General features: G+C 33.0%; 14 protein-coding genes. 4 read left to right on the top strand and 10 right to left on the bottom strand.

Going from position 1 to position 23,364, the window contains the following annotated elements:
* Positions 1-19 precede the first annotated feature (19 nt).
* Positions 20-2,227, bottom strand: coding sequence for a bifunctional alpha,alpha-trehalose-phosphate synthase (UDP-forming)/trehalose-phosphatase (locus KLA_RS04805; RefSeq protein ID WP_013622100.1), 2,208 nt, complete (start codon positions 2,225-2,227; stop codon positions 20-22).
* A gap of 102 nt (positions 2,228-2,329) precedes the next feature.
* Between KLA_RS04805 and KLA_RS04800 the strand changes: the two genes are divergently transcribed.
* Positions 2,330-4,132 carry a glycoside hydrolase family 15 protein gene (locus KLA_RS04800; protein WP_013622101.1) on the top strand — a complete coding sequence of 601 codons (1,803 nt, stop codon included), beginning with the start codon at positions 2,330-2,332 and terminating at the stop codon, positions 4,130-4,132.
* A gap of 58 nt (positions 4,133-4,190) precedes the next feature.
* Here KLA_RS04800 and KLA_RS04795 read toward each other — a convergent pair whose 3' ends face one another.
* From KLA_RS04795 to KLA_RS04770, 6 genes are all read right to left on the bottom strand, one after another.
* Positions 4,191-5,606, bottom strand: a complete 1,416-nt coding sequence (locus KLA_RS04795; protein ID WP_084470678.1) for a pyridoxal phosphate-dependent decarboxylase family protein — start codon at positions 5,604-5,606, stop codon at positions 4,191-4,193.
* 177 nt (positions 5,607-5,783) lie between these two features.
* Positions 5,784-7,592, bottom strand: a complete 1,809-nt coding sequence (locus KLA_RS04790) for an acyl-CoA dehydrogenase family protein (protein WP_013622103.1) — start codon at positions 7,590-7,592, stop codon at positions 5,784-5,786.
* A 125-nt stretch (positions 7,593-7,717) separates the two neighbouring features.
* Complete coding sequence (locus KLA_RS04785) at positions 7,718-8,908, bottom strand: acetyl-CoA C-acyltransferase (protein ID WP_034644388.1); 1,191 nt, start codon at positions 8,906-8,908, stop codon at positions 7,718-7,720.
* A 79-nt stretch (positions 8,909-8,987) separates the two neighbouring features.
* Entirely contained in the window at positions 8,988-11,393 is a 2,406-nt protein-coding gene (locus KLA_RS04780; RefSeq protein ID WP_034644387.1) for a 3-hydroxyacyl-CoA dehydrogenase/enoyl-CoA hydratase family protein, read from the bottom strand.
* A gap of 28 nt (positions 11,394-11,421) precedes the next feature.
* Complete coding sequence (locus KLA_RS04775) at positions 11,422-11,856, bottom strand: MarR family winged helix-turn-helix transcriptional regulator (RefSeq protein ID WP_013622106.1); 435 nt, start codon at positions 11,854-11,856, stop codon at positions 11,422-11,424.
* Between the two features lie 167 nt (positions 11,857-12,023).
* The gene (locus tag KLA_RS04770; protein WP_034644386.1) at positions 12,024-13,793 is read right to left on the bottom strand and encodes an AMP-dependent synthetase/ligase; all 1,770 of its coding nucleotides are present in this window, start codon (positions 13,791-13,793) and stop codon (positions 12,024-12,026) included.
* 428 nt (positions 13,794-14,221) lie between these two features.
* Here KLA_RS04770 and KLA_RS04765 point away from each other — a divergent pair, with 428 nt between their 5' ends.
* A complete protein-coding gene (locus KLA_RS04765; protein ID WP_034644385.1) occupies positions 14,222-16,813 on the top strand; it encodes a DUF6923 family protein in 2,592 nt (863 codons plus the stop codon).
* A gap of 65 nt (positions 16,814-16,878) precedes the next feature.
* Here KLA_RS04765 and KLA_RS04760 read toward each other — a convergent pair whose 3' ends face one another.
* Entirely contained in the window at positions 16,879-17,529 is a 651-nt protein-coding gene (locus KLA_RS04760) for a DinB family protein (protein WP_034644383.1), read from the bottom strand.
* A gap of 130 nt (positions 17,530-17,659) precedes the next feature.
* Between KLA_RS04760 and KLA_RS04755 the strand changes: the two genes are divergently transcribed.
* Both KLA_RS04755 and KLA_RS04750 read left to right on the top strand, forming a co-directional pair.
* Entirely contained in the window at positions 17,660-18,217 is a 558-nt protein-coding gene (locus tag KLA_RS04755; protein WP_013622110.1) for a hypothetical protein, read from the top strand.
* On the top strand, positions 18,214-18,666 hold the full coding sequence (locus KLA_RS04750; protein WP_034644382.1) for a hypothetical protein: 453 nt from the start codon (positions 18,214-18,216) through the stop codon (positions 18,664-18,666). The genes KLA_RS04755 and KLA_RS04750 overlap by 4 nt, the downstream gene beginning before the upstream one ends.
* A gap of 5 nt (positions 18,667-18,671) precedes the next feature.
* Here the strand turns inward: KLA_RS04750 and KLA_RS04745 are convergent, their stop codons facing one another.
* Both KLA_RS04745 and purL read right to left on the bottom strand, forming a co-directional pair.
* On the bottom strand, positions 18,672-19,154 hold the full coding sequence (locus tag KLA_RS04745; RefSeq protein WP_034644381.1) for a CIA30 family protein: 483 nt from the start codon (positions 19,152-19,154) through the stop codon (positions 18,672-18,674).
* A gap of 106 nt (positions 19,155-19,260) precedes the next feature.
* On the bottom strand, positions 19,261-22,920 hold the full coding sequence (purL, locus tag KLA_RS04740) for a phosphoribosylformylglycinamidine synthase (protein WP_034644488.1): 3,660 nt from the start codon (positions 22,918-22,920) through the stop codon (positions 19,261-19,263).
* Between the last annotated feature and the right edge of the window lie 444 nt (positions 22,921-23,364).

Genomic DNA, 23,364 nt, shown 5'->3' with positions numbered 1-23,364 from the left:
TAAACCTAAACCCTAAATATTAATCTATAAAGCGTTTTAATAGTTTGCGTACATCTGTAGTACCATCTAAATAGTATTTTGCTTGTGTTTTTTGGTGTCCTACTTTTATAGTAATGGCACTTTCTGGTAGTTCTTGAAACATAAACTCATCTGTCCAATCATCACCAATAGCAAAAACAAAGTCGTAAGTATCATCATTATAAACACGCATTGCAGCACGACCTTTGTTTACGTTACTACTTTTAATTTCCATTACTTTATTACCGTTTAAAACACTTAAATCATCATTTGCAATTAAACTGGTTAGCACTGTGTTTAATTCTGTTGCTCTTTTGTTTCCAAAGTCTGGATCTGTTTTTCTGTAGTGCCAAGCTAAAGAATAGTTTTTTTCTTCAATAAAACTACCAGGTGTACGGTCTACAAAAGATTCTAAAACAGGATGAATTTTCTGCATCCATTCTTTTTTTACATTTTCTAGCATCCTAAATTCTTCTCCTTCTTGAGAAATCCAAACACCATGCTCTACAATCATATTATATTTTTTATGTAAAAACCATTTGGTAAAAGTTTCTTTGTCTCTACCACTAATTAAATACATATCTGTATTTGGTTGTGATGCTATATTGTCTAATAATGCATATAACTCTTCATCCGGACTAGCCTTTTGGGGGTCGTTTTTAAAAGCGGCCAAGGTGCCATCATAATCTATAAAAAGAAGTCTTTTTTGCGCTTTTTTATATTTTTCTTCAACAACTACAGAAAGTTCTGTGCCTAATTTTTTAGACACGTATGAGATGCTATTTTCCTTTTGTTCCTTTAATGAATTTATAAAATCATTTGCCCATTTTTCAACATTATAACGTTCTAATCTTTTTTGTAAAATATCATTACGCTCTTGCTGTTCTTCTACAGGCATATTAATTGCTTGTTGTAATGCAGCAACTGTTTGTTCAAAATTATTAGGGTTAATTAGTAAAGATTCATTCATTTCATTAGCAGAACCAGCCATTTCGCTTAAAATTAGCACTCCTGTTTTATCTGTTCTAGTGGCAATATATTCTTTAGCAACAAGGTTCATTCCATCACGTATTGGAGTTAACCAAGCAATATCACATGAAGTATATAAGTCTATTAAGTTTTCAAAAGGCATAGACCTGTAGAAATACCAAATTGGTGTCCAGTTTACTGTAGAAAATTCTCCATTAATTCTACCAACCAATTCATCAACCTCCTTTTTTAAAAGTTGGTATTGTGGTACGTTAGATCTAGATGGAACAGCTAAAATTATAAGTCTTACCTTTTCTTTATACTCAGGATGTTTGTTTAAAAAATACTCAAAAGCGTTTAGTCTTTTTGCAATACCTTTGGTATAATCTAACCTATCTATAGATAATATTAGCTTAGCGTCTTTAGTAGATTCTTTGTGGGCGTTTAATCGTTGTTGAAAATCGGACTGATTTTCAGTAATGTTTAGTGAGTTTGCTTTACCAGCTTCACTAAACTTTTTATAGTCTATTCCCATAGGAAAAGAATCTACCTTAACAATACGGTTTTCTATATGTACTTCATTAAAACTTACGTCTAAGCCAAGCAAACGTCTAACAGAACTTAAAAAATGTCTCTCATAGTCATACGTATGAAAACCAATTAGATCTGATCCCATTAATCCGCGTAAAATTTCTTCACGCCAAGGTAGTGTTCTAAAAATTTCATAAGACGGAAAAGGAATGTGTAAAAAGAAACCAATAGATATGTCTGGCTTTTTATCCTTAACCATTTGTGGTACAAGCATTAATTGGTAATCATGTACCCAAATAATATCATCGTCATCAGCTTTAGCTATAATTGCGTCAGCAAACTTTTGGTTTACTGCTTTGTATATTTCCCAATTGTTAAGCTCAAACTCAGAGTACTCTAAAAAATAATGAAATAAAGGCCAAATGGTTCTGTTACTAAATCCAAAATAAAAGCCGTCTACCTCTTCAGCGTTTAGTTTTACTTTAGCACAGCCATGATCTTTTAAAGTTGTATCAATTTTTTCTTCTAAGTTTTTAGGTATATTTTCATCAGTTAAACCGCTCCATCCTATCCATAAATCATTGCTTCCAGAGTGTACAGATTTCATACCTGTTGCCAATCCGCCAACACTAGGTGTTGTTTTTATTTCATTATTATGAATTTCTAATTGTACTGGTAGTCTATTTGAGATAATGATAGTTTTACTCATAAATCGCTCTTTTTTGGTAGAATTTAATTGTTTTTTGTATAAATTTCGATAAAATTGGTAATAAAACCTACTAATTAGAAATGTTTAACCCTAATTTATTATATGGATAATTTAGACTACGGAATTATAGGAAATTGTAGAAGTGCAGCCTTAATATCTAAGAATGGTGCAATAGAGTGGAGCTGTTTGCCTGCGTTTGATTCTTCTTCAGTTTTTGCTAAAATTTTAGATAAAAATAAAGGCGGTAGTTTTGAAATCCTAACGAATAGCGACTATAAAATTACGCAAAATTATATATCACAAACAGCAATATTAGTTACTACATATACTAACGGAAATGATATTTTTGAAGTAAGAGATTTTATGCCAAGGTATAAGCTAGAAGATGGCTCATATTACTCTCCGCCAGAAATTATACGTTACCTAAGGTATGTGTCTGGTAAGCCAACTTTTAAAGTGTTGTATAACCCAAAGTTAGAGTATGCATCTAGTGATACAAAAACATACATAAAAAAAGATTTTATTACCAGTTTAACACACGGAGAAAAATTTGATACTGTGTTTTTATATACATCTTTTAATAAAGAGCGTGTAGTAAGTGGTAATGAAATTGAACTTACAGAAGACGGTTATTTTTTATTTGGCTACAACGAAAAAATATTTTCACCAAGTGTTAAAAAAGTATATTTAGAACAACAGCGTACCAAGGTATACTGGTTAAATTGGAGCGGAAAAATACCAAAGTATCATTTGTATAATACTGAAATAAATAGAAGTTCAATTACTTTAAAACTATTAACTTACGATAAAACTGGAGCTGTTTTAGCAGCAGCAACTACCTCTTTACCAGAAACTATTGGCGAGGTAAGAAATTGGGATTATCGTTTTTGTTGGATTAGAGATGCTTCTATGGTTATAAAAGTAATGTCTGAACTAGGACATAAAAACGTAGCCAAAAGGTACTTGCAATTTATAATAAACCTTATACCAGATAAGGATGAAAAATTGCAAATTATGTATGGTATTAATGGCGAAAAAGAACTTACTGAAGAAACATTAGAGCACCTAGATGGTTATAAAGGATCTAAACCTGTACGTGTTGGTAATGCTGCATATAAGCAAAAGCAGAATGATATTTATGGCATTCTTATGGATGTTATTTATGAGCAGCTTGTAAAATTTTCTACCGATTTGGAAAACGGAGAAGATTTGTGGGGAATAACAAAGGGTATTGTTTGGATAGTAGATAAACACTGGAAAGAGGCAGATAAGGGTATTTGGGAGTTTAGAGCAGAAGATCGTCATTTTACTTTTTCAAAAGTTTTATGTTGGGTTGCAATTGATAGAGCCATTAAAGTAGCTCGTATTTTTAACAAATCTCACAAGATTGAAAAATGGACAAGGTTAGAGCAAGCAATTAAAAAAGATATTTTAGAAAACGCTTGGAATGATGAAGTTAATGCCTTTACACAATCTTATGGGTCTACGTATTTAGATGCATCTGTTTTATTAATGGAATCTTACGGATTTATACACGCCAAGCATCCTAAGTTTGTTGCAACGGTTAAAGCTATAGAAAACAACTTATGTAATGATGGCTTGTTGTATAGGTATAAAAATGAAGATGATTTTGGGTTGCCATCATCATCATTTACTATTTGTACTTTTTGGTTTATTAATAGTTTGTTTAAAATAGGTGAAGAAGAAAAAGCACGTATGTATTTTGATAGGTTGCTAGGCTATAGCAACCATTTAGGGTTGTTTAGTGAAGATGTAGATTTTAAAACAAAACGACTATTAGGTAATTTCCCTCAGGCATATTCTCATTTAGCATTAATAGAATGTGCACTTAATTTTTCTGCTAAAGAGAGCGATGAAAAAGTGCTGGAATCTATGCGAGAATAACTCTTATATTTACATTAAAAACAAAACCCTTATCTACAAAAAAGATAAGGGTTTTGTTTTAGTTAATTTCTTCTAATACACGTTCTAGTAATTGTTGCAAATGCGTTTTTGTTGTAAAAGGATTCATAATAGTAACACGTAAGTAGTGTATGCCTCTTAGTTTTGTTTGTACAATATAAAATTCTCCTTTTTCTAATATAGACTGACGAATTTTTTCATTTAAAGAGTTTGTTTCTTTTTCTGATAAATTAGGATTAATGTACCTAAAACAAACAATATTTGATGCTGGTTGCACTGCAATTTCAAAATTTGGATTTGCAATAATCATTTCTGCAAATTGAAGCCCTAAGTTGTAAAGCGTAGTTACATATTCATCAAAAATTTCTTCTCCATAAGTTTTTAAAATAGTATACCAATGTATGCTAGCCATTGTCTTGGTACACTCAAACGTGCGTTTGGCAATATTGTACCAATCTTCTTCTTTAGATTCTTCTAATAAATAATCTGCTTTTTGACTAAAAGTAGCGTGTGATGTGTTGCCATCTTTAAAGAGTAGGGCAGTAGTTAAAGCTGGCATCATCATCATTTTGTGTCCATCTATAACAATAGAATCTGCTTTTTCTATGCCTTTTACAGTATGTTTGTGGGTTTTAGAAAATATTGCAGCGCCACCGTGTGCACCATCAACATGAAACCATATATTTTTTTGTTTGCTAAATGTTGCAATAGCCTCTAAATCATCATAAATTCCTGTAGATGTAGATGGCGCACTACCTATAATAGCAAAAACTTCTATGCCTTTGTCTTTTGCCTTATTATAATACTCTTCAAGCAAAGTAATATTCATATTAAAATTTTTGGTAGAAGGTATTTTTATAATTCCAGCATCACCTAATCCCATAATTCTAGCGGCTCTGTCTACACAATAATGGGCTTCTTCACTCACCATTATACCAAGTGAGTTTGTACTGCCATCTGTCCATACATTTGTAGGTGCTTTTGCTTTGCGTGCTGTAAGCAGTGCAGTTAAATTAGCTAACGTACCACCAGAAGTTAATATGCCATTTGCGGCTTGTGTATAGCCTGCTTTCTTGCAAATATAATCTGTTACTATACGTTCTATAGCAGAAGCAGCAACACCCATTTCATAAACAGCCATACCGTTGTTTAATGAGGCACTTACTAAGGCACTTAAAGCCGTAATTGGTAAAGTTGGCGTTACTTGATGCCCAATATATTTAGGGTTATGTACATGTATAGAGTGGCTAATAATGGTGCTAAATAAGTTTTCCTCATTACCGTTTTCTAAATAGTCTTTCCAGAAAAGGTGTTCATCCTTTGGCTGGTTCCAATGTATGGTTTTGTTGTTCTTATTTTGTAGGGTGTTTTCAAAATGGTCTGCTAATTCATTAATTAGATCATGACCTCTTTTTCTAAAGTCTTCTGGACTATATGCTTCAACTAATTTTTTCAATATTCTGCAGTTAAAATATGTGATGTAAAATTAGTTCTTTTAAAAATAAAAAACCATCAGTTAAACTGATGGTTTTGTTAAATCTCTGCCTTGTAAGCTTCAATTTGAATTAGTCAATCTTTTGTTATAACTTCCATTTTGTAGGTTATAACTATTGTAAATATACGTTTTTATATGTTAAAAACAATATTTGTTTTCTGCCTTTACTTTTTCAGCAATTTCATTACGTAAATCAACTATGTCTGGGTAGTTTTGATATTTCGTAAAACGTTTAAGTCCCATTAACATCATACGTTGTTCATCACCTTCAGCAAAAGAAATAATACTTTCTTTACCCTTTTTCTCTATAATATCTACTGCATTGTATAAATACAACTTAGACATTGCAATTTGAGTTTTCTGAGATTCTTCACCAAAACGTTTAGCATTTTTCTCAGTTCTTAAAATAGTAGATTCTGCCATATAAATTTCAATTAAAATATCTGCAGCTGCAATTAACAACTGTTGGTGATCTTCTAATTGTGGCCCGTATTTTTGTACTGCACCACCAGCAACCATTAAGAACGTTTTCTTTAATTTCTTAATCATTTCCTTTTCTTCTGAGAACAACTCAGAGTAATCTGGAGTTTCAAAAGAAGGAATACCCATTAGTTCTTTTTGAACTTCACTAGCAGGTCCTAATAAATCTACATGACCTTTCATAGCTTTTTTAACCAACATACCTACAGAAAGCATACGGTTAATTTCGTTAGTACCTTCGTAAATACGTGCTATACGTGCATCTCTCCAGGCAGCTTCCATAGGTGTTTCTTCAGAGAATCCCATACCACCAAATATTTGAATACCTTCATCTGCACAATTTTGTACGTCTTCAGATACTGCTACTTTTAAGATAGAGCATTCTATAGCGTATTCTTCTACACCTTTAAGTTCTGCTTCTTGGTGTGTGTTACCGGCAGCTTCACGCATTGCAATACGGTCTTCTATGTTTTTAGAAGCTCTGTATGTTGCAGACTCACCAGCATATGCATTTGTAGCCATCTCAGCAATTTTAACCTTAATAGCCCCAAAATCTGAAATAGGAGTTTTAAATTGTTTACGCTCGTTAGCATATTGTACGCCAGTTGTTACAATTCTACGTTGAGAATCTAAACAAGCAGCTGCTAATTTAATACGTCCAACGTTTAATGCATTCATAGCAATTTTAAAACCTTCGCCACGTCCTGCAAGCATATTTTCTGCAGGAACAACAGTATCATTAAAGAAAACTTGTCTTGTAGAAGAAGCTCTAATACCTAGTTTGTGTTCTTCCTCACCTAATGTAATACCGTTAGCGTTTTCTGGATCATATTCAACAATAAAACCAGTAATATTTTTATCATCTTCTATACGGGCAAAAACAATCATCAAACTACAGAAACCTGCATTTGAAATCCACATTTTTTGACCGTTAATTTTGTATGATTTTCCGTCTTCAGATAAAACAGCAGTTGTTTTACCAGAATTAGCATCAGATCCTGCACCTGGCTCTGTTAAACAATAAGCACCAAACCACTCACCAGTAGCTAATTTAGGAACGTATTTTTGTTTTTGTTCTTCGGTACCATATAAAGTAATTGGCATTGTACCAATACCAGTATGTGCACCAAAAGCAGTACTAAAAGACCCTGTACCACTAGAGATATAATCACACGTTAATACTGTAGAAACAAAGCCCATTCCTAAGCCATTATAAGCTTCTGGTACAGCAACACCTAAAAATCCTAATTCACCAGCTTTACGCATAACTTCTTCTGTTAATGCATAATCTTTAGCTTCAAATCTAGCTTTGTGTGCTATAATTTCACGTTCGTTGAATTCAGCTACCGCTTCTTTCATCATTGTTTGTTCTTCTGAAAAATCTTCAGGAGTAAAAACGTCTTCGCAATTTGTTTCTTTTACTAAGAATTGACCTCCACGTAGGATATCTTTTTCTGTATCTGCCATTTGTTTTTTATTAGATTTTAAGATTTCTAGAACCAAGAATCAAGACAGCTTAAGTCTGGATTTGAAACTTGAAATCATTTTTGTATTTGTTTATTTTCTTCTGATATTTAATTTATTTGAATTTCTTAATTAAGAAACTCAAATATTCCGCAAGCTCCTTGTCCTGTACCTACGCACATTGTAACAGCTCCATATTTACCTTTCATATCACGTTTACGCATTTCATCAAAAAGTTGAACAGAAAGTTTTGCTCCTGTACAACCTAATGGGTGCCCCAATGCAATTGCTCCACCATTTACGTTTATAATATCAGGATTAAGATCTAATTCTCTAATTACAGCTAATGATTGAGAAGCAAAAGCCTCATTTAACTCTATTAAACCTAAATCTTCTTGTTTTAAACCAGCTTGCTTTAATGCTTTTGGAATGGCTTTAACTGGACCAATACCCATAATACGAGGCTCTACACCTGCAGCTGCATAGTTTACTAAACGAGCAATTGGCTCTAAGTTTAATTCCTTAACCATATCCTCACTCATTACCATTACAAAAGCAGCACCATCACTCATTTGAGACGAGTTACCCGCAGTAACGCTACCACCAGCAGCAAATACTGCACGTAATTTAGCTAGGGCCTCTTTGCTGGTTCCTTTACGTGGACCTTCATCTTTAGTTACGGTATACTTTTTTGTTGCTTTTTTACCATTAGCATCAACATAAGTTTGTTCTACGTCTATTGGCACTATTTGGTCTTGAAAACGATCTTCTGCTTGTGCTTTTAACGCTTTCATATGAGAGTTGTAAGCAAATTCATCTTGGTCTTCACGAGAAACTTTAAACTGCTTTGCAACAGCCTCTGCAGTATTTCCCATTCCCCAGTAATAATCTTCATGGCCAGCCTTAACTATGTCATAATTTAATTCTGGTTTAAAACCTGTCATTGGAACACTACTCATACTTTCTGCACCACCCGCAATAATACAATCTGCCATACCGGCTTGTATTTTTGCAGTAGCCATACCAATTGTTTCTATACCAGAAGAGCAAAAACGGTTTACTGTAACTCCAGGAACATCTACAATATCTAACCCCATTAAAGAGATTAAACGTGCCATATTTAATCCTTGAGACCCTTCTGGCATTGCGTTACCAACTATTACATCATCAATACGCTTTGGATCTAAACTATGCAGTTCACTCATCATATGTTTAATGGTTTCTGCAGCTAATTCATCTGTTCTTTTAAAACGGAACACGCCTTTTGGAGCTTTACCAACTGCGGTTCTGTATGCTTTTACTATATATGCTGTTTTCATTTTTTTCTTTAAAATTAATAGAAATAAGAGTCAAAAATTAGGTTAATTTACCTGAAAATTTGCATCTACGTTCTTGGTTCTAATTTCTAAGTGGTTTACCTTTAGTTAACATATGCTGAATTCTTTCTAACGTTTTACGTTCTGTACATAAACTTAAGAATGCTTCACGTTCTAAATCCAATAAATACTGCTCACTTACTAGGGTAGGCTCAGATAAATCTCCACCGGCCATTACATAAGCTAGTTTATTTGCAATTTTATGGTCATGTTCACTAATGTAATTACTATCTTCCATAGAATCTGTGCCAACAAGGAACATACCTAATGCTTGTTTACCAAGTACTTTTACATCTTTACGTTTTACAGGTTGTGTGTAACCCATATCTGCCATTAGTTTAGCGTGTTGTTTAGCAACTGCTATTTGGCGTGCTTTGTTTACTACAACTATATCTTTTCCTTTCTGCAATAGGTTAGTATCAAAAGCTTCATAAGCAGAAGTAGATACTTTTGCCATACCAATAGTTAAGAAATGCTCTTGCAATACATTTAACTGTACATCTCCTTTACTAAAAAGGTCAGATGCTCTTAAAGCCATTTCTTTAGAGCCACCACCACCAGGTATAACACCAACACCAAACTCTACAAGTCCCATGTAAGTTTCTGCAGCAGCAACTACTTTATCTGCGTGTAATGATAACTCACAACCACCACCTAAAGCCATACCGTGAGGAGCAGAAATAGTTGGTATTGCAGAATAGCGCATACGCATCATAGTATCTTGGAAATATTTAATAGCCATATTAAGCTCATCATACTCCTGTTCTGCAGCCATCATAAATATCATACCTATGTTAGCACCTACAGAGAAGTTTGCAGCTTGGTTACCTACTACTAATCCAGCAAAATCTTTTTCGGCTAAATCAATAGCTTTATTTAAACCTGCTAAAACATCACCACCAATAGTGTTCATTTTAGATTGGAACTCAACATTAAGTATACCATCACCTAAATCTTCAACTACAACGCCAGAGTTTTTAAATACTTCAGATGTTTTTCTGATGTTGTCTAGAATGATAAACGCATCTTGACCAGGAATTTTAGTTTGTGTTTTAGATGGAATGTCATAAAAATATGATGCACCATCTTTTACAGAGTAGAATGATGTGCTACCAGAAGCAATCATTTCATTAACCCAAGCAGCTGGCTCTAAACCTTCTGCTTTCATTAATTCAATTCCTTTTTCAACACCAATTGCATCCCAAATTTGAAAAGGACCATGTTCCCATCCAAAACCAGCTTTCATTGCATCATCAATCTTATACAATTCATCTGTAATTTCTGGAATACGGTTAGATACATATGCAAATAAAGCAGTGAAGCTTTTTCTGTAAAATTCACCAGCTTTATCTTTTCCTTTTACTAGTATTTTAAATCTGTCTACAACTTTATCTACTGTTTTAGTAAGTTCTAAAGTTGCAAATTTTGCTTTTTTAGCAGATCTGTATTCTAATGTATTTAAATCCAGAGATAAAATTTCTTTTTTACCCTCTGCAGAAACAGTTTTTTTATAAAATCCTTGTCCGGTTTTACTTCCTAACCATTTATTCTCCATCATTGTATTAATGAAGTCTGGCAATTTAAAAAGCTCTAAACGCTCATCATTAGGACAATTTTCTCTAATACCATTTGCAACGTGTACTAAGGTATCTAACCCAACAACATCTACGGTCCTAAAAGTTGCAGATTTAGGGCGACCAATAACTGGTCCAGATAATTTATCTACTTCTTCAATAGTTAAATCTAAATCTTTAACTGCATGAAATAAACTTTGTATGCTAAAAATTCCAATACGGTTACCAATAAAAGCAGGTGTGTCTTTAGCAACTACAGATGTTTTACCTAAAAACTTTTCTCCATAACCATTTAAAAATTCTAATACCGCAGCATCAGTTTTTGGTCCAGGAATAATTTCAAATAAGTTTAAGTAACGTGCAGGGTTAAAAAAGTGAGTACCGCAGAAGTTTTTCTGAAAATCTTCAGAGCGTCCTTCACTCATAAATTTAATAGGAATACCAGATGTGTTAGATGTAATTAACGTTCCTGGTGTTCTGTATTTTTCAAGTTTTTCAAAAACTTGTTGTTTAATGTCTAATCTTTCAACAACAACTTCCATAATCCAGTCTACGTCTGCAACCTTGGCAATATCATCTTCTAAATTACCAGTTGTTATTCTGCTTGCAAATTTTTGACTGTAGATAGGAGAAGGTTTAGATTTTAAAGATGCAGTTAAAGCATCGTTTACCAATCTGTTCCTTACCACTTTATCTTCTAGTGTTAAGCCTTTTGCTTTTTCTTTGTCGTTTAGTTCTCTAGGAACAATGTCTAACAATAGCACTTCTACACCAATATTTGCAAAGTGACAGGCAATGCCACTACCCATAATACCAGAGCCAATAATGGCTATTTTTTTAATGTGTTTGTTCATTTTTATTTAGACCTATTAATTAGTTATATTATTTAAAAATTTCTTTTTTAGCTATAAGCGCATTAATTGTTTCTGTTACCTCAAAAAAATGTTTTAATTTTTCTTCAGGTATATTAGCTTTAACTGCGCTGTTAAATTGAAAAACGGTTTCTTTAGATAAAGTTCTTTTTTCTAAACCAAGTTCTGTTAAATGTATAATAACACCTCTACCATCATTAGGGTTAGGCTTACGTACTATAAATTCTTTTGCTTCTAAGCTTTTTAGTATTCTAGACAAACTAGTGGCTTCCATACCCATTTTAGGACCAAGTGCAGTAGATGCGGTACCTGTTTTTGGGTCTATGCTTAATAGTGTAAAAGCCATAGCCATTGTATTATTATGGTTTTTAGCTTCTTCATTATACATCTTAGCTACTGATAGCCAAGTTTCTCTTAAAGCATAATCTATGGTAATCTCTTTCATTTGTAATTTGAATAGGTTACCAAATATAGTAAAATTTATTATGCATGCATAATAAATTTATAAAAAAATACGAGCTTAATATATACTTAACATTAAGTATATGTATGGTAATGTGTTTTGTAGATGTTTAGCTGCTAAGGTTTTATGGCTTAGCAGCTAAATAAAAGTTAGTATCCGTAAATATCGTTGTAAAGAGCTTTGTATTTCTCTTTAATTATTTTTCTACGCAATTTTAGGGTAGGAGTAACGTGGCCGCCTTCAATACTCCAAATATCTGGAGTAAGTCTAAATTGTTTAATTTTTTCCCATTTGGCAAAGTTTTCGTTGGCAGCATCAACTTCTTCTTGAAAACGTGCTATTACTTTTTCATTTGTAACCAAGTCTTCATTACTAGTTATTGTAATGTTGTAACGTTTAGCCCATTCTTTTACAAAATCAAAATCTGGCTGAATAAAAGCAGCAGGCATTTTTTCACCTTCGCCAATTACCATTACTTGATCTATAAATCTTGATTGTTTACATCTGTTTTCTAATAATTGTGGGGCTACATATTTACCACCAGATGTTTTAAACATTTCTTTTTTACGATCTGTAATTTTTAAGAATCCATCAGCATCTATTTCTCCTATATCGCCAGTATGAAAATAGCCGTCTATAAGTACTTCAGAAGTTTTAGCTTCATCTTTGTAATACCCCATCATAACTTGTGGGCCTTTAATACAAATTTCTCCGTCTTCTGCTATTTTAACTTCTGTACGTTCTAATGGCTTACCTACGGTACCAATTCTAAATCCGCCATTACGCATATCGTTTACAGATATTACAGGAGATGTTTCTGTTAGTCCATAACCTTCCATAACGCCAAACCCAGCTGCGTTAAATACACGTGCAAGTCTTGGTTGTAGTGCGGCACTACCAGAAGCCATAACAGCAACTTGGCCACCTAAGGCAGCTTTCCATTTGCTAAAAATTAATTTACGTGCTAAACCTAATTTTTTCTCATACCACCAGCCATTTTGTTGGTAAGGTTTATACTCTAAACCTACCTCTACAGCCCAAAAGAATAGTTTCTTTTTTATGCCAGTTAAAGCTGTTCCTTTGGCAATAATTTTATCGTATACTTTTTCTAATAATCTAGGTACAGCCGTCATTACTTGTGGTTGTACTTCTTGTGCATACTCACTAATTTGATCTATAGGAGCATAATGTATGGCTGCACCACAATATTGGTATAGGTAAATTAACATACGCTCATATACGTGGCATAATGGTAAAAAACTAAGAGCTCTAGATTTACCCAGTTCTATAGGTATTCTCTTAAAGCTTTCTAGAGCATTACTAACAAGGTTGTTGTGCGATAGCATAACACCTTTTGGTCTTCCTGTTGTACCAGAAGTATATATCAATGTAGCTAAGTCTGTTGGCTTAACGTCATCTTTTAATTTTTCTACTTCTGCTTGGTTAGACTCGTCAATACCAAGATCTAATACTTCAGACCAATTTTTACATCCTTCTAAACTGTCAAAAGAATAAATTTCTATAAGTGAAGGTACTTGGTCTTTTATTTTTTTTATTTTCTCAAAAACATCTGTACATGAAATAAAGCAATATTTAGCTTCAGAATGATTCAGTACATATGCATAATCTTCTTCAGAAATTGTTGGGTAAACAGGTACGTTTTGTGCACCAAGTTGAAGAATTCCAATGTCCATAACATTCCATTCCATTCTGTTGGTAGAGGATATTACAGCAATTTTGTCATTTTTAGAAACACCTAACCTTAACAGTGCTCTACTCATTGTATTTGCTTTGTCTACATACTCTTGGGTAGACATATATTCCCACTTGTCATCATATTTTGTAGCTAATGATTGTTGTAGGTTGTATTTTTTTAATTGATAGTAAGGAAAATCAAATAATCTAGTTACTTCTTGCATAAGAATTGATTGTATCAGAGTTGCAAATTAAGAAAAGGAATGCTTATTTTAAAATTAGATTCGTAAAAAAACACTATAAATTCTATTATTTTCTTAGTCTGAATTAGTAAAATGCTAAAATATAACAAGTTAACATTTTGTTAAAATTGCAATAAAATGAACAATTGTTTTCTTTAACAGCCACTTTACAACAAATTTTACAAAATCATATATCTAAAATACAAAAATTAAGAATCGAAAATCTTTAATTAAATGTTATAATTTTTAGTTAAGTGTCTATTTTTTAAGGTTTTTAAGGCAGATTACCGTTTGTCTACAGTTAACTGCATTTTATCGCACTATAAAAGCCTTTAATCTTATCTTACTAATAAAATAAGAACCAAAGCAGCATTTTTGTTGTAATTAATTAACGCCCCAAATCATTAATTATGACTAAATTTTTACCATTAAGAACCTACTTTTTACTACTTATAGTTGTTTGTTGTACTTTAAATACAACTGCACAGTCTGAACCTTTTGAGTGCGATTATAATGCATACTTATTTCAAACAAATGATATTTATGCCCTAGATTTAGCATCAGGAAGCTCTTATTTAGTAGCGGCAGATGTTGTGCCAGGAAATATAAATGCAGCAGCATACAACTCTGCAGATGGTTATATTTGGGGATATTTGTCTACACCGCAAATATCTATAGTACAAATAGGTAAAGATTTTACGCCTACAGTACATACCATTGCAGAATTACCAAATAATGGTAATAAGTATGTAGGAGATATTAATTTAGATGGTATTTATTACTTAAGAGCCGGTTCTTCTTCTTATTATGCAATAGACTTAAATCCTGAATCTAACAATTATTTAGAGTACATAGGGTCTTATACATTAGATAAAAGCATTAGTATTCATGATTGGGCTTTTAATGCTGTAGATGGTAAATTATATGCAGTTAGTAAAGGAACAAATAGATTGTATAGAATTACAGCAGAAACAGGTGTTGTAGAAGATTTAGGTGAAGTGCCTGTATTAGCAGGTTTTAATTATACATATGGTGCTGTTTATTTTGATGTAGATGGTAACCTATATATTTCTGCAAACCAAACAGGTTCTGTTTATAAAATTAACGCAGTTCATACAATTGTAGCCAATGTAATGGTGTCTAATATTTTTGCTTTTGGTCCAGCAAGTTCTTCTAATGATGGGGCGCGTTGCCCTACAGCTCCTGTGCCACAAGAAGATTGTATTAATGGAATTGATGATGACGGAGACGGACTTGTAGATTGTGATGACCCTTCTTGTTCTGGTATTAGCTTATGTCCGGTAATTACAACTACATCTGGTGGTAATGATGGAGGTTTAGAGAGTAATGATAGACTAGCAAACCTTATTACCAACAGAAATTACAATAGAGCTAAAAACAATTATATTTTTGATAAAACAAAAGCAAAACAAATTACCAAAGACAAAGGTTATAAACTAAGCGGAAAATATACTAGTGATAATATACCATTGTCTGCTCTTGTACCATTAAATGTTTTAGGAGAAACTAGTACAATAGAATCTTCTCCGGCAGATTTATTAGAGCTAACTAATGCTAGTGATATTTTTTCTGTAGATTATTTAAAAGGAGACCAAACTATTGGAGCTTTAATGGTTATTAAAACAGACAATACTGTTTATGAGCATAGTAAGTTTATTTGTGATCGTTTTTTAGGAGCAGAGTTACTTTCTGTATCAAACTTAAATATTAGAGATAATAACTTTATAAAATCTATAATTAAGCAGGCAGATGGCAGCAAGGAATTTGCTTTGTCTTTCTCTGCAAAAGTTAACTCAAATAATAGTTTTACAATAGAGTCTCATTGGAATATTGATGCCTATGAAAAAGAAAGTATGTTTTACAATTTTCAAATATGGTCTAATTCTGTAGATGATTTGGTTGTTATGGCAGAAGAAATTTTATCTTTATTAGAAGCTAATGCAGCAATAGAAGGGTATAAAGGATCTGCGCCACCACCAGTTTTTGTTAGATCTGCAAAATATACCAAAGGTACTGTAGAGATGACGGTTGTAAACACAAACGTATCTAAACAAATGACTTTAGAAGGTGGTTTAAAACGTACAGAAACTAGTGAAACAGACTTTGTAACACTACAAGCTTCATTAGATAGGTATATAGATACTGTTACTGTAGAAACTGGTTCTTTATTTGATTTAGGTTTTAGATTAAAAAATGAAAAAGGAGATACACCAGATGATTTATTTGTAGCAGATGCTCCTTGGGGTGTAGATAGTTCTACTGCTTCTACAGAGGTTACAAAATATGAAATAGCACAGAATAGCGCACCTTATTTAGGAGACGGATTTAGAATAGAGCGTAATGTGCATTTAAAAGGAACAACACAAGAATATATAGGTACATACAGAGCATTTAATCCTAGGTTTTTGGCCGTAGACTTGTCAGAATACAAACAGCTATCGTTTACAGCTTCTGGTACAGGAACATTAGAGGTAAAACTATTAAAAGGTTCTGGAGAGCCATATATAACAACAGTAGAGTTAACAAGTGAAGCTCAGCGCTATGTGTTAGAAGATGCCGATTTTAAAAATGAATTTGGAGGTAACACAGATTTTAGTTCACTTAAAGTGTTGTTGTTTAACTTAAAGTCTGCTGACGGTAGCTTGCAAGAAAAAGAATTGCAATTGTCTGATATTGACTTTAACAATACAGAAGAAAGAAACGCTTACTTAGAAAAAAACAGAACTAAATCTATTTTACTGCCTAACCCTGTAGAGGAAGCTACTACTTTATATTTTTATGAAGAAATGGCAAGCACTTATACATTAGAATTTTATACTATTACCGGAACTTTAATGCCTGCTTATACTATTGTAGGTGATGCAAAACAAGGACAAAATAGTATAGATGTTAATGTGTCAAGTTTGGCATCTGGTGTATACTTATATAAGTTAATTAGTTCTAATAATGCTATTTGGAGCGGAAAATTGATAAAAAAATAACACTACCATTTACACAAACCATTGCAAAAAAAAGCAGGATTTTTACAATCCTGCTTTTTTGTTTTTTAGGCTTGTATTCTGCTTTTTATAAACTTAAACTGTCCGTTATGGTTAGACTCGTGTTCACAAACGTGAAACCATTTGCAGTAGTTGTTTGTTGGGCCCCAAGGAAAATTTTCATCAACTTTTAACAACCACTTATCATCTCTGTTAGCAAACTCTTTTAATGTATTTTGTCTTACTTCATCTAATGCGTCTAAATAATAACTCAGCTCGTTTCCTTTAATTTTTTTTCGTGCATTATCTCCTAAACCAGAAGCAATACTCCATCTTTTTTTATCTTCTTTAGGCCAGTCTCCCCAGGTTTTATCATTAAAGGTATGTATTTGATAAAAACGTTCTGTTGCTGCTAAGTGCATAAGCATTGCGCCAATAGAATTTGCATTTTCATCTACTAAGTAGTCTAAATCTGAAACACTCATATTGCGTACAGGTGCTAATATTACCATACGCATCCAAGTCATCATAGAAACTAAAGTCCCAATTTGTGGACTATACCCTTCTTTAGGACCAATTATATTAATATCTGACTCTTGCGTTACCATAGTTGTTGGTTTACCCAAAGGAAATGCTAATAAACTACTTGTGCCCATTGTTAATAAAGAAGCATTTTTAATAAAAGCTCTTCTGCTACTGTTTTGCTCTTCGTTTTTCATATTTATAGATTGATGATTATTTAGGTAAGTTACAAAATTCATTTGAACATAAATATCATCCTTCTTTATCCGTATTAAATGGTTATATACTTGTTATATTATTTATTTTTGCAACTTGAAAATTAATAGTATGATTAAGAAGCGTGTAAAACAGCTTACTTTTAGTTTAATTATCCTTTGTCATTTAGGTTTCTTGGCTGCAATTCTTTTTGAAAAGCAAAACAATTATTTAGTTTTTGGCTTTTTAATTTTAGCATTGGTTTTGTTGCTAGTAACTTATAAAAAGACACCAGTAAGTGCAAAAAGTCACACTTTTGAGCATTTTTTAACTGTTGCCTTTGTTTTTTTGGGAGCAATAATAACTTATGTATTGCACACAACCTTTAATTTCTCTACCGTTTTGGCAGCTTCAACAGTAGGTTTGCTTGTTAGTTTTGTTCCTAATTTAATTAAAAATAATACGGTAGTAAATACCATACCAACCGCTGTTTATTGCGGAGCGTTTGTGGGTATGACAAATGTTAGTGTAGCGCCAGATTATGTTTTTATAGCATTAGCAAGTGTATTTACAGGTTTACTTTTAGTAGGCTCTAAAGATAGTTTTCACGGAGTAGGAGGTAAGCTTGGTACATTGGCTTTTGGTGGTGTAGTATTGGCTTTTTTTATAACTTTTTTATTGTCAAAATGAAAATAGCACACTTTATAGTAATATTTGCAGGTAGTTTATCTGCTATACTAACTTATTTACTTCAATTTAAATACAAGCAAAGTGCTGTTAGAGCATCTGCATTGGTAGGTGTTTTTTCTGCTTTATTTGTTTTGTTGTTTCCAAATGTATTAACAAGTTATTTATCACAGAATATTCCACTGGTATGTTTTGGAGCTTCTTTTATAGGTATGGTATCTTCTAAGCTTGTAAAGAGCTATTGGATAATAGGCGTATCTGGAGCAATATTTACAATACTTTATTTAAATACGAGTAAATTGTTTACAGGCTTTGGAGGCGGATTAGGCTCTGCCGCTTGTATAGCTCTTTTGGTAACCTTGGCAATACCAATTGTAGTAAATAAAGGGAATGTAACAAACGGTTTTTTACAGCTAAAAAGACTAATAAATAAACGAAGCTTAAAAAAGTAAGATTGTTATTTTAAAGCAATACTTTTAAGTTCTAATTTAAAATCTTCTGCTGTTTTATTGCCAATTAAAAAGGCTATTTCGTTAATGTTATCACCATTAAAATTAGGAATATCAACCTTATTTCCTCTAAACATTGCATACATATTACTTAGTTTAATTTCTATGGATTGCCACTCTCCATTTGTTGTAAAAGGAGCAATAAACCAATGTTTAGTTGCTGTGTTTTCTTTTATTCTAATTTGATATGCTTTACAATCACCCTTTAGTGTAATACAAATAGTAGTAAAATCTTTGCAATATGCAGTAGTATGATGTTTAACCATTGCAAAACCACCATTATTTTTTAGCGATACGTAACCACTAAAAAGACCGATGTTATCTGTTGTAATTTCAAAATTACTTTTAGATACACCACCCATGACAGCATCTGTAATGGTATGCCATTCTTTTGAGTCTGTTGAAGAAGTGAAGTCGGTAATAGTTTTCATATGGATTAATGAGTTTTGCAGTGTGAAGATAAGTTGTTTTATCAAGCATAAAAAATCCCGTTTCAACTAAGAAACGGGATTTTACTTTATGATTTAAAAAGAAATATTATCCTTTTTGTTTTAAGATCCACTCTCTGGCATTTGTAAATGCTTCTAACCAAGGCGTAACATCATCCTTACGGTCTGTTGGGTAATTTGCCCAGTTCCATTGGAACGTAGAACGCTCTATATGTGGCATTGTTACTAGGTGTCTTCCTGTTTTGTCACACAACATAGCAGTATTAAAATCACTACCGTTTGGATTTGCAGGGTAACCTTCATAACCATAGGTAGAAACAATATTGTAGTCTTCTTTATTTTGTGGTAAGCTAAATTTACCTTCGCCATGACTAATCCAAACGCCCAATGTAGTACCCGCTAAAGTAGAAAGCATTACAGAATTGTTTTCTTCAATTTTAACAGAGGTAAAGTTGCTCTCGTGTTTATGAGAATCGTTATATGTCATTTTTCCGTGTTGCTCGTGCTCAGGGTTAATAAGTTCTAACTCCATAAATAACTGGCAACCGTTACAAATACCAACAGATAAAGTGTCTTCTCTTTTAAAGAAGTCGTTTATTACTTTATTGGCTTTTTCATTATATTTGATTGCGCCAGCCCAACCTTTTGCACTACCAAGTACATCTGAGTTAGAGAAACCACCAACGGCTCCTAAAAACTGAATATCTTCTAAGGTTTCACGTCCCGATATTAAATCGGTCATATGCACATCTTTTACATCAAAACCGGCTAAATACATTGCATTTGCCATTTCACGCTCAGAGTTGCTTCCTTTTTCGCGTAAAATAGCTGCTTTTGGTCTTTCTCCGTTTATTACAGGTAATTTACCTGTAAAATTGGCCGGGAAAGTATATTGTAAAGGCTGGTTTTTATAATTATCAAACCTGTCTTTAGCTAAATTATTAGCCGTTTGTTTATTGTCTAATAAGTATGACGTTTTGCTCCACGTATCTCTTAACGATGTTACGTTTAAGCCCATTTCCATACCATTATTTTTTATGGTTAACGTAGCTTCTTCAACCACAGTACCAATTTTAATAGCAGTTACACCAGCATTAGCAAATAACGTTTCTACACTTGCATCTGCCTGAAAAACAACACCGGCATTTTCAGCAAATAATAATTTAATAGTGTCTTGTTCCTCTAAAGCAGATAAGTCTAAGTTGGCACCCAAATTAACATCAGCAAAACACATTTCTAGAAGAGTTGTAATTAAACCGCCAGAGGCAACATCATGTCCTGCGTTAATTTTATCAGCTTTAATAGCGTCTTGTAGTGTGTTAAATACTGTTTTTACATAAGCAGCATCGGTAATATTTGGAGTGCTATTTCCTATTTTATTTTGTGTTTGCGCAAAAGAAGAACCACCTAATTTAAAGCTGTCTTTAGATAAATTTATATAGTAAATAGCATTACTATTTTTCTGTAAAACAGGTTCTACTACTTGGTTTATATTATTACAATTTGCGGCAGCAGAAATAATTACTGTACCAGGAGATATAACTTCTTCATCTTTATATTTTTGCTTCATAGAAAGTGAATCTTTACCTGTTGGTACGTTAATACCTAGGGCAATACTAAAATTAGATACAGCTTCTACAGCTTCATACAAACGGGCATCTTCACCTTCGTTTTTACAAGGCCACATCCAGTTGGCAGATAAAGAAACGGATTTTAAGCCATCTTTTAAAGGAGCCCAAACAATATTAGTTAATGCTTCTGTAATACTATTTTTACTACCTGCAGCAGGGTTTATTAAACCAGAAATAGGAGAGTGCCCTATAGAGGTTGCTATACCTTCTTTACCTTTAAAATCTAATGCCATTACACCACAGTTGTTTAGTGGCAATTGTAGTGGGCCTGCACATTGTTGTTTAGCAACACGGCCACCAACACAACGGTCTACTTTATTTGTTAACCAATCTTTAGAACCAACAGCCTCTAACTGTAAAACTTGTTCTAAATAATCATGAAAAAACTCTAATGAGTAATTAGGATCTTGGTAGTTGCGAGTTACAGTAGTATCTGTCATTATAGTTTTAGGAGAACTACCAAACATATCTTCCAAAGCCAAGTCCATAGGTTTTTCTCCTGTGGTTTTAGACTCAAAAGTAAATCTATGGTTGTTTGTAACCTCACCAACCTCGTACATAGGAGAACGTTCACGTTCTGCAATACGTTCTAGCAAGCCCATATCATCTTTACCAATAACAAGTCCCATACGTTCTTGTGACTCATTACCTATAATTTCTTTAGCAGAAAGTGTTGGGTCGCCAACAGGTAATTTATCTAAATCTATATGTCCGCCTGTATCTTCAACAAGTTCAGACAAGCAGTTTAAGTGTCCGCCTGCACCATGGTCATGTATAGAAACTATTGGGTTTTCATTACTTTCTACCAAACCACGTATGGCATTTGCTGCTCTTTTTTGCATTTCTGGGTTAGAACGTTGCACTGCATTTAGTTCAATGCCAGAAGCAAATTCTCCTGTGTCTGCACTAGATACAGCAGCGCCACCCATACCAATACGGTAATTGTCTCCACCAAGAATTACTATTTTGTTGCCATCTTTAGGTTCATCTTTTAAAGCTTGGGTATGTTTACCATAACCAATACCACCAGCTTGCATAATAACTTTATCAAACCCAAGTTTACGAGCATCTTCTTGATGCTCAAAAGTTAAAACAGAACCAGTAATTAATGGTTGCCCAAATTTGTTTCCAAAATCTGATGCTCCGTTAGATGCTTTTATTAAAATATCCATTGGTGTTTGGTACAACCAAGGACGTTCTTCCATTGCTTTTTCCCAAGGCCTGTTTTCTTCTAGCCTAGAGTAAGAAGTCATATAAACCGCAGTCCCAGCTAAAGGTAAAGAACCTTTTCCGCCAGCTAACCTGTCTCTAATTTCACCTCCAGAACCAGTAGCAGCACCATTAAAAGGCTCTACGGTAGTAGGGAAATTGTGAGTTTCTGCTTTTAATGATATAACAGAATTAAATTCTTCTTCAGTATAAAAATCTGGTTTATCTGCTGTTTTAGGAGCAAATTGTGTTACCGTTGGGCCTTTAATAAAAGCAACATTATCTTTATAAGCAGATACAATTGTACCTGGGTTTTCTTGAGATGTTTTCTTTATTAACTTAAATAGAGAAGAAGGTTTTTCTTGTCCGTCTATTACAAATGTGCCGTTAAAAATTTTATGTCTACAGTGTTCAGAGTTTACTTGACTAAAACCAAAAACTTCAGAATCTGTTAATTTTCTTCCAATTTTAGTAGCTACGCTTTCTAAATATTCAATTTCTTCGTTGCTTAATGCTAAGCCTTCTTGTTGGTTATAGGCTGCAATATCATCAATAGGTAAAACTTCTTCTGGTGTAATAGCTATTGTAAAAATATCTTGAGTTAAAGCAGTATATTTTTGAGATATCATTGGATCAAAATCTTTTGCCTCTGCTGTAGAAGCAAAAAATTCTTCAATTCTTATAATGCCCTTTATACCCATATTCTGGGTAATTTCAGTAGCGTTGGTACTCCAAGGAGTAATCATTGCTGCTCTTGGGCCAACAAAAAAGGCGTCAAGAGACGCCGCATTTATTTTAGGATTGTTGCCAAAAAGCCATATTAATTTAGAAATATCTTCTTGTGTAAGATTATTTTTGGTTTCTACAGCAAAAACTTTGCTGGTTTGGTCTCCGAAAAAGTGAATCATTGTAGCTCTTGTGTTGTTTTGTTTAACAAGCCACAAATTTACACTTTTTAAGTGTAAATTTTCACAAGAATAGTTAACAGTTTTTAGTGGTGATTGTTAATTTCTTCTATCTCTAGTTTACGTTTTATTCTTTAATAAAGAAATGACTAGTTTGTGTTTAAAAGAATCTAAAATGAAAAAGAGTCTTGTCGGCAAAAACAAGACTCTTTTTACGAGAACACTATATGAAAATGAAAAATTTATTCTGACTAATTATACTGCTAATGTATTACCAATATCTAGTTTTATAAATTATATGTTGTAAACCATTGTATAGTTGTTGTTTGTTAAGTAACTTATGTGGTAGATAATTTTTTTTTTGAAAAATAAAGTAGGGTTTTTTTAGTGTTGATTGTTTTAAGAGTGTATTGCAGCATTATTAATGGTTGTAATAACATTTTAAAA

Origin of the sequence: Cellulophaga geojensis KL-A (genome assembly GCF_000568425.1) — a bacterium.
Classification (GTDB): domain Bacteria; phylum Bacteroidota; class Bacteroidia; order Flavobacteriales; family Flavobacteriaceae; genus Cellulophaga; species Cellulophaga lytica.
The sequence above is the reverse complement of the archived record's forward strand: the minus strand, read 5'-3'. Positions and strand labels throughout refer to the sequence as shown.

Bases quoted from the DNA above. Each gene is read 5' to 3' on its own strand.
- KLA_RS04785 (WP_034644388.1), bottom strand. From the start codon at position 8,908: ATGAAAACAGCATATATAGTAAAAGCATACAGAACCGCAGTTGGTAAA.
- KLA_RS04780 (WP_034644387.1), bottom strand. From the start codon at position 11,393: ATGAACAAACACATTAAAAAAATAGCCATTATTGGCTCTGGTATTATG.
- KLA_RS04745 (WP_034644381.1), bottom strand. From the start codon at position 19,154: ATGAAAACTATTACCGACTTCACTTCTTCAACAGACTCAAAAGAATGG.
- KLA_RS04775 (WP_013622106.1), bottom strand. From the start codon at position 11,856: ATGAAAGAGATTACCATAGATTATGCTTTAAGAGAAACTTGGCTATCA.
- KLA_RS04750 (WP_034644382.1), top strand. From the start codon at position 18,214: ATGAAAATAGCACACTTTATAGTAATATTTGCAGGTAGTTTATCTGCT.
- KLA_RS04805 (WP_013622100.1), bottom strand. From the start codon at position 2,227: ATGAGTAAAACTATCATTATCTCAAATAGACTACCAGTACAATTAGAA.
- KLA_RS04760 (WP_034644383.1), bottom strand. From the start codon at position 17,529: ATGAAAAACGAAGAGCAAAACAGTAGCAGAAGAGCTTTTATTAAAAAT.
- purL (WP_034644488.1), bottom strand. From the start codon at position 22,920: ATGATTCACTTTTTCGGAGACCAAACCAGCAAAGTTTTTGCTGTAGAA.
- KLA_RS04770 (WP_034644386.1), bottom strand. From the start codon at position 13,793: ATGCAAGAAGTAACTAGATTATTTGATTTTCCTTACTATCAATTAAAA.
- KLA_RS04790 (WP_013622103.1), bottom strand. From the start codon at position 7,592: ATGGCAGATACAGAAAAAGATATCCTACGTGGAGGTCAATTCTTAGTA.
- KLA_RS04800 (WP_013622101.1), top strand. From the start codon at position 2,330: ATGGATAATTTAGACTACGGAATTATAGGAAATTGTAGAAGTGCAGCC.
- KLA_RS04765 (WP_034644385.1), top strand. From the start codon at position 14,222: ATGACTAAATTTTTACCATTAAGAACCTACTTTTTACTACTTATAGTT.
- KLA_RS04755 (WP_013622110.1), top strand. From the start codon at position 17,660: ATGATTAAGAAGCGTGTAAAACAGCTTACTTTTAGTTTAATTATCCTT.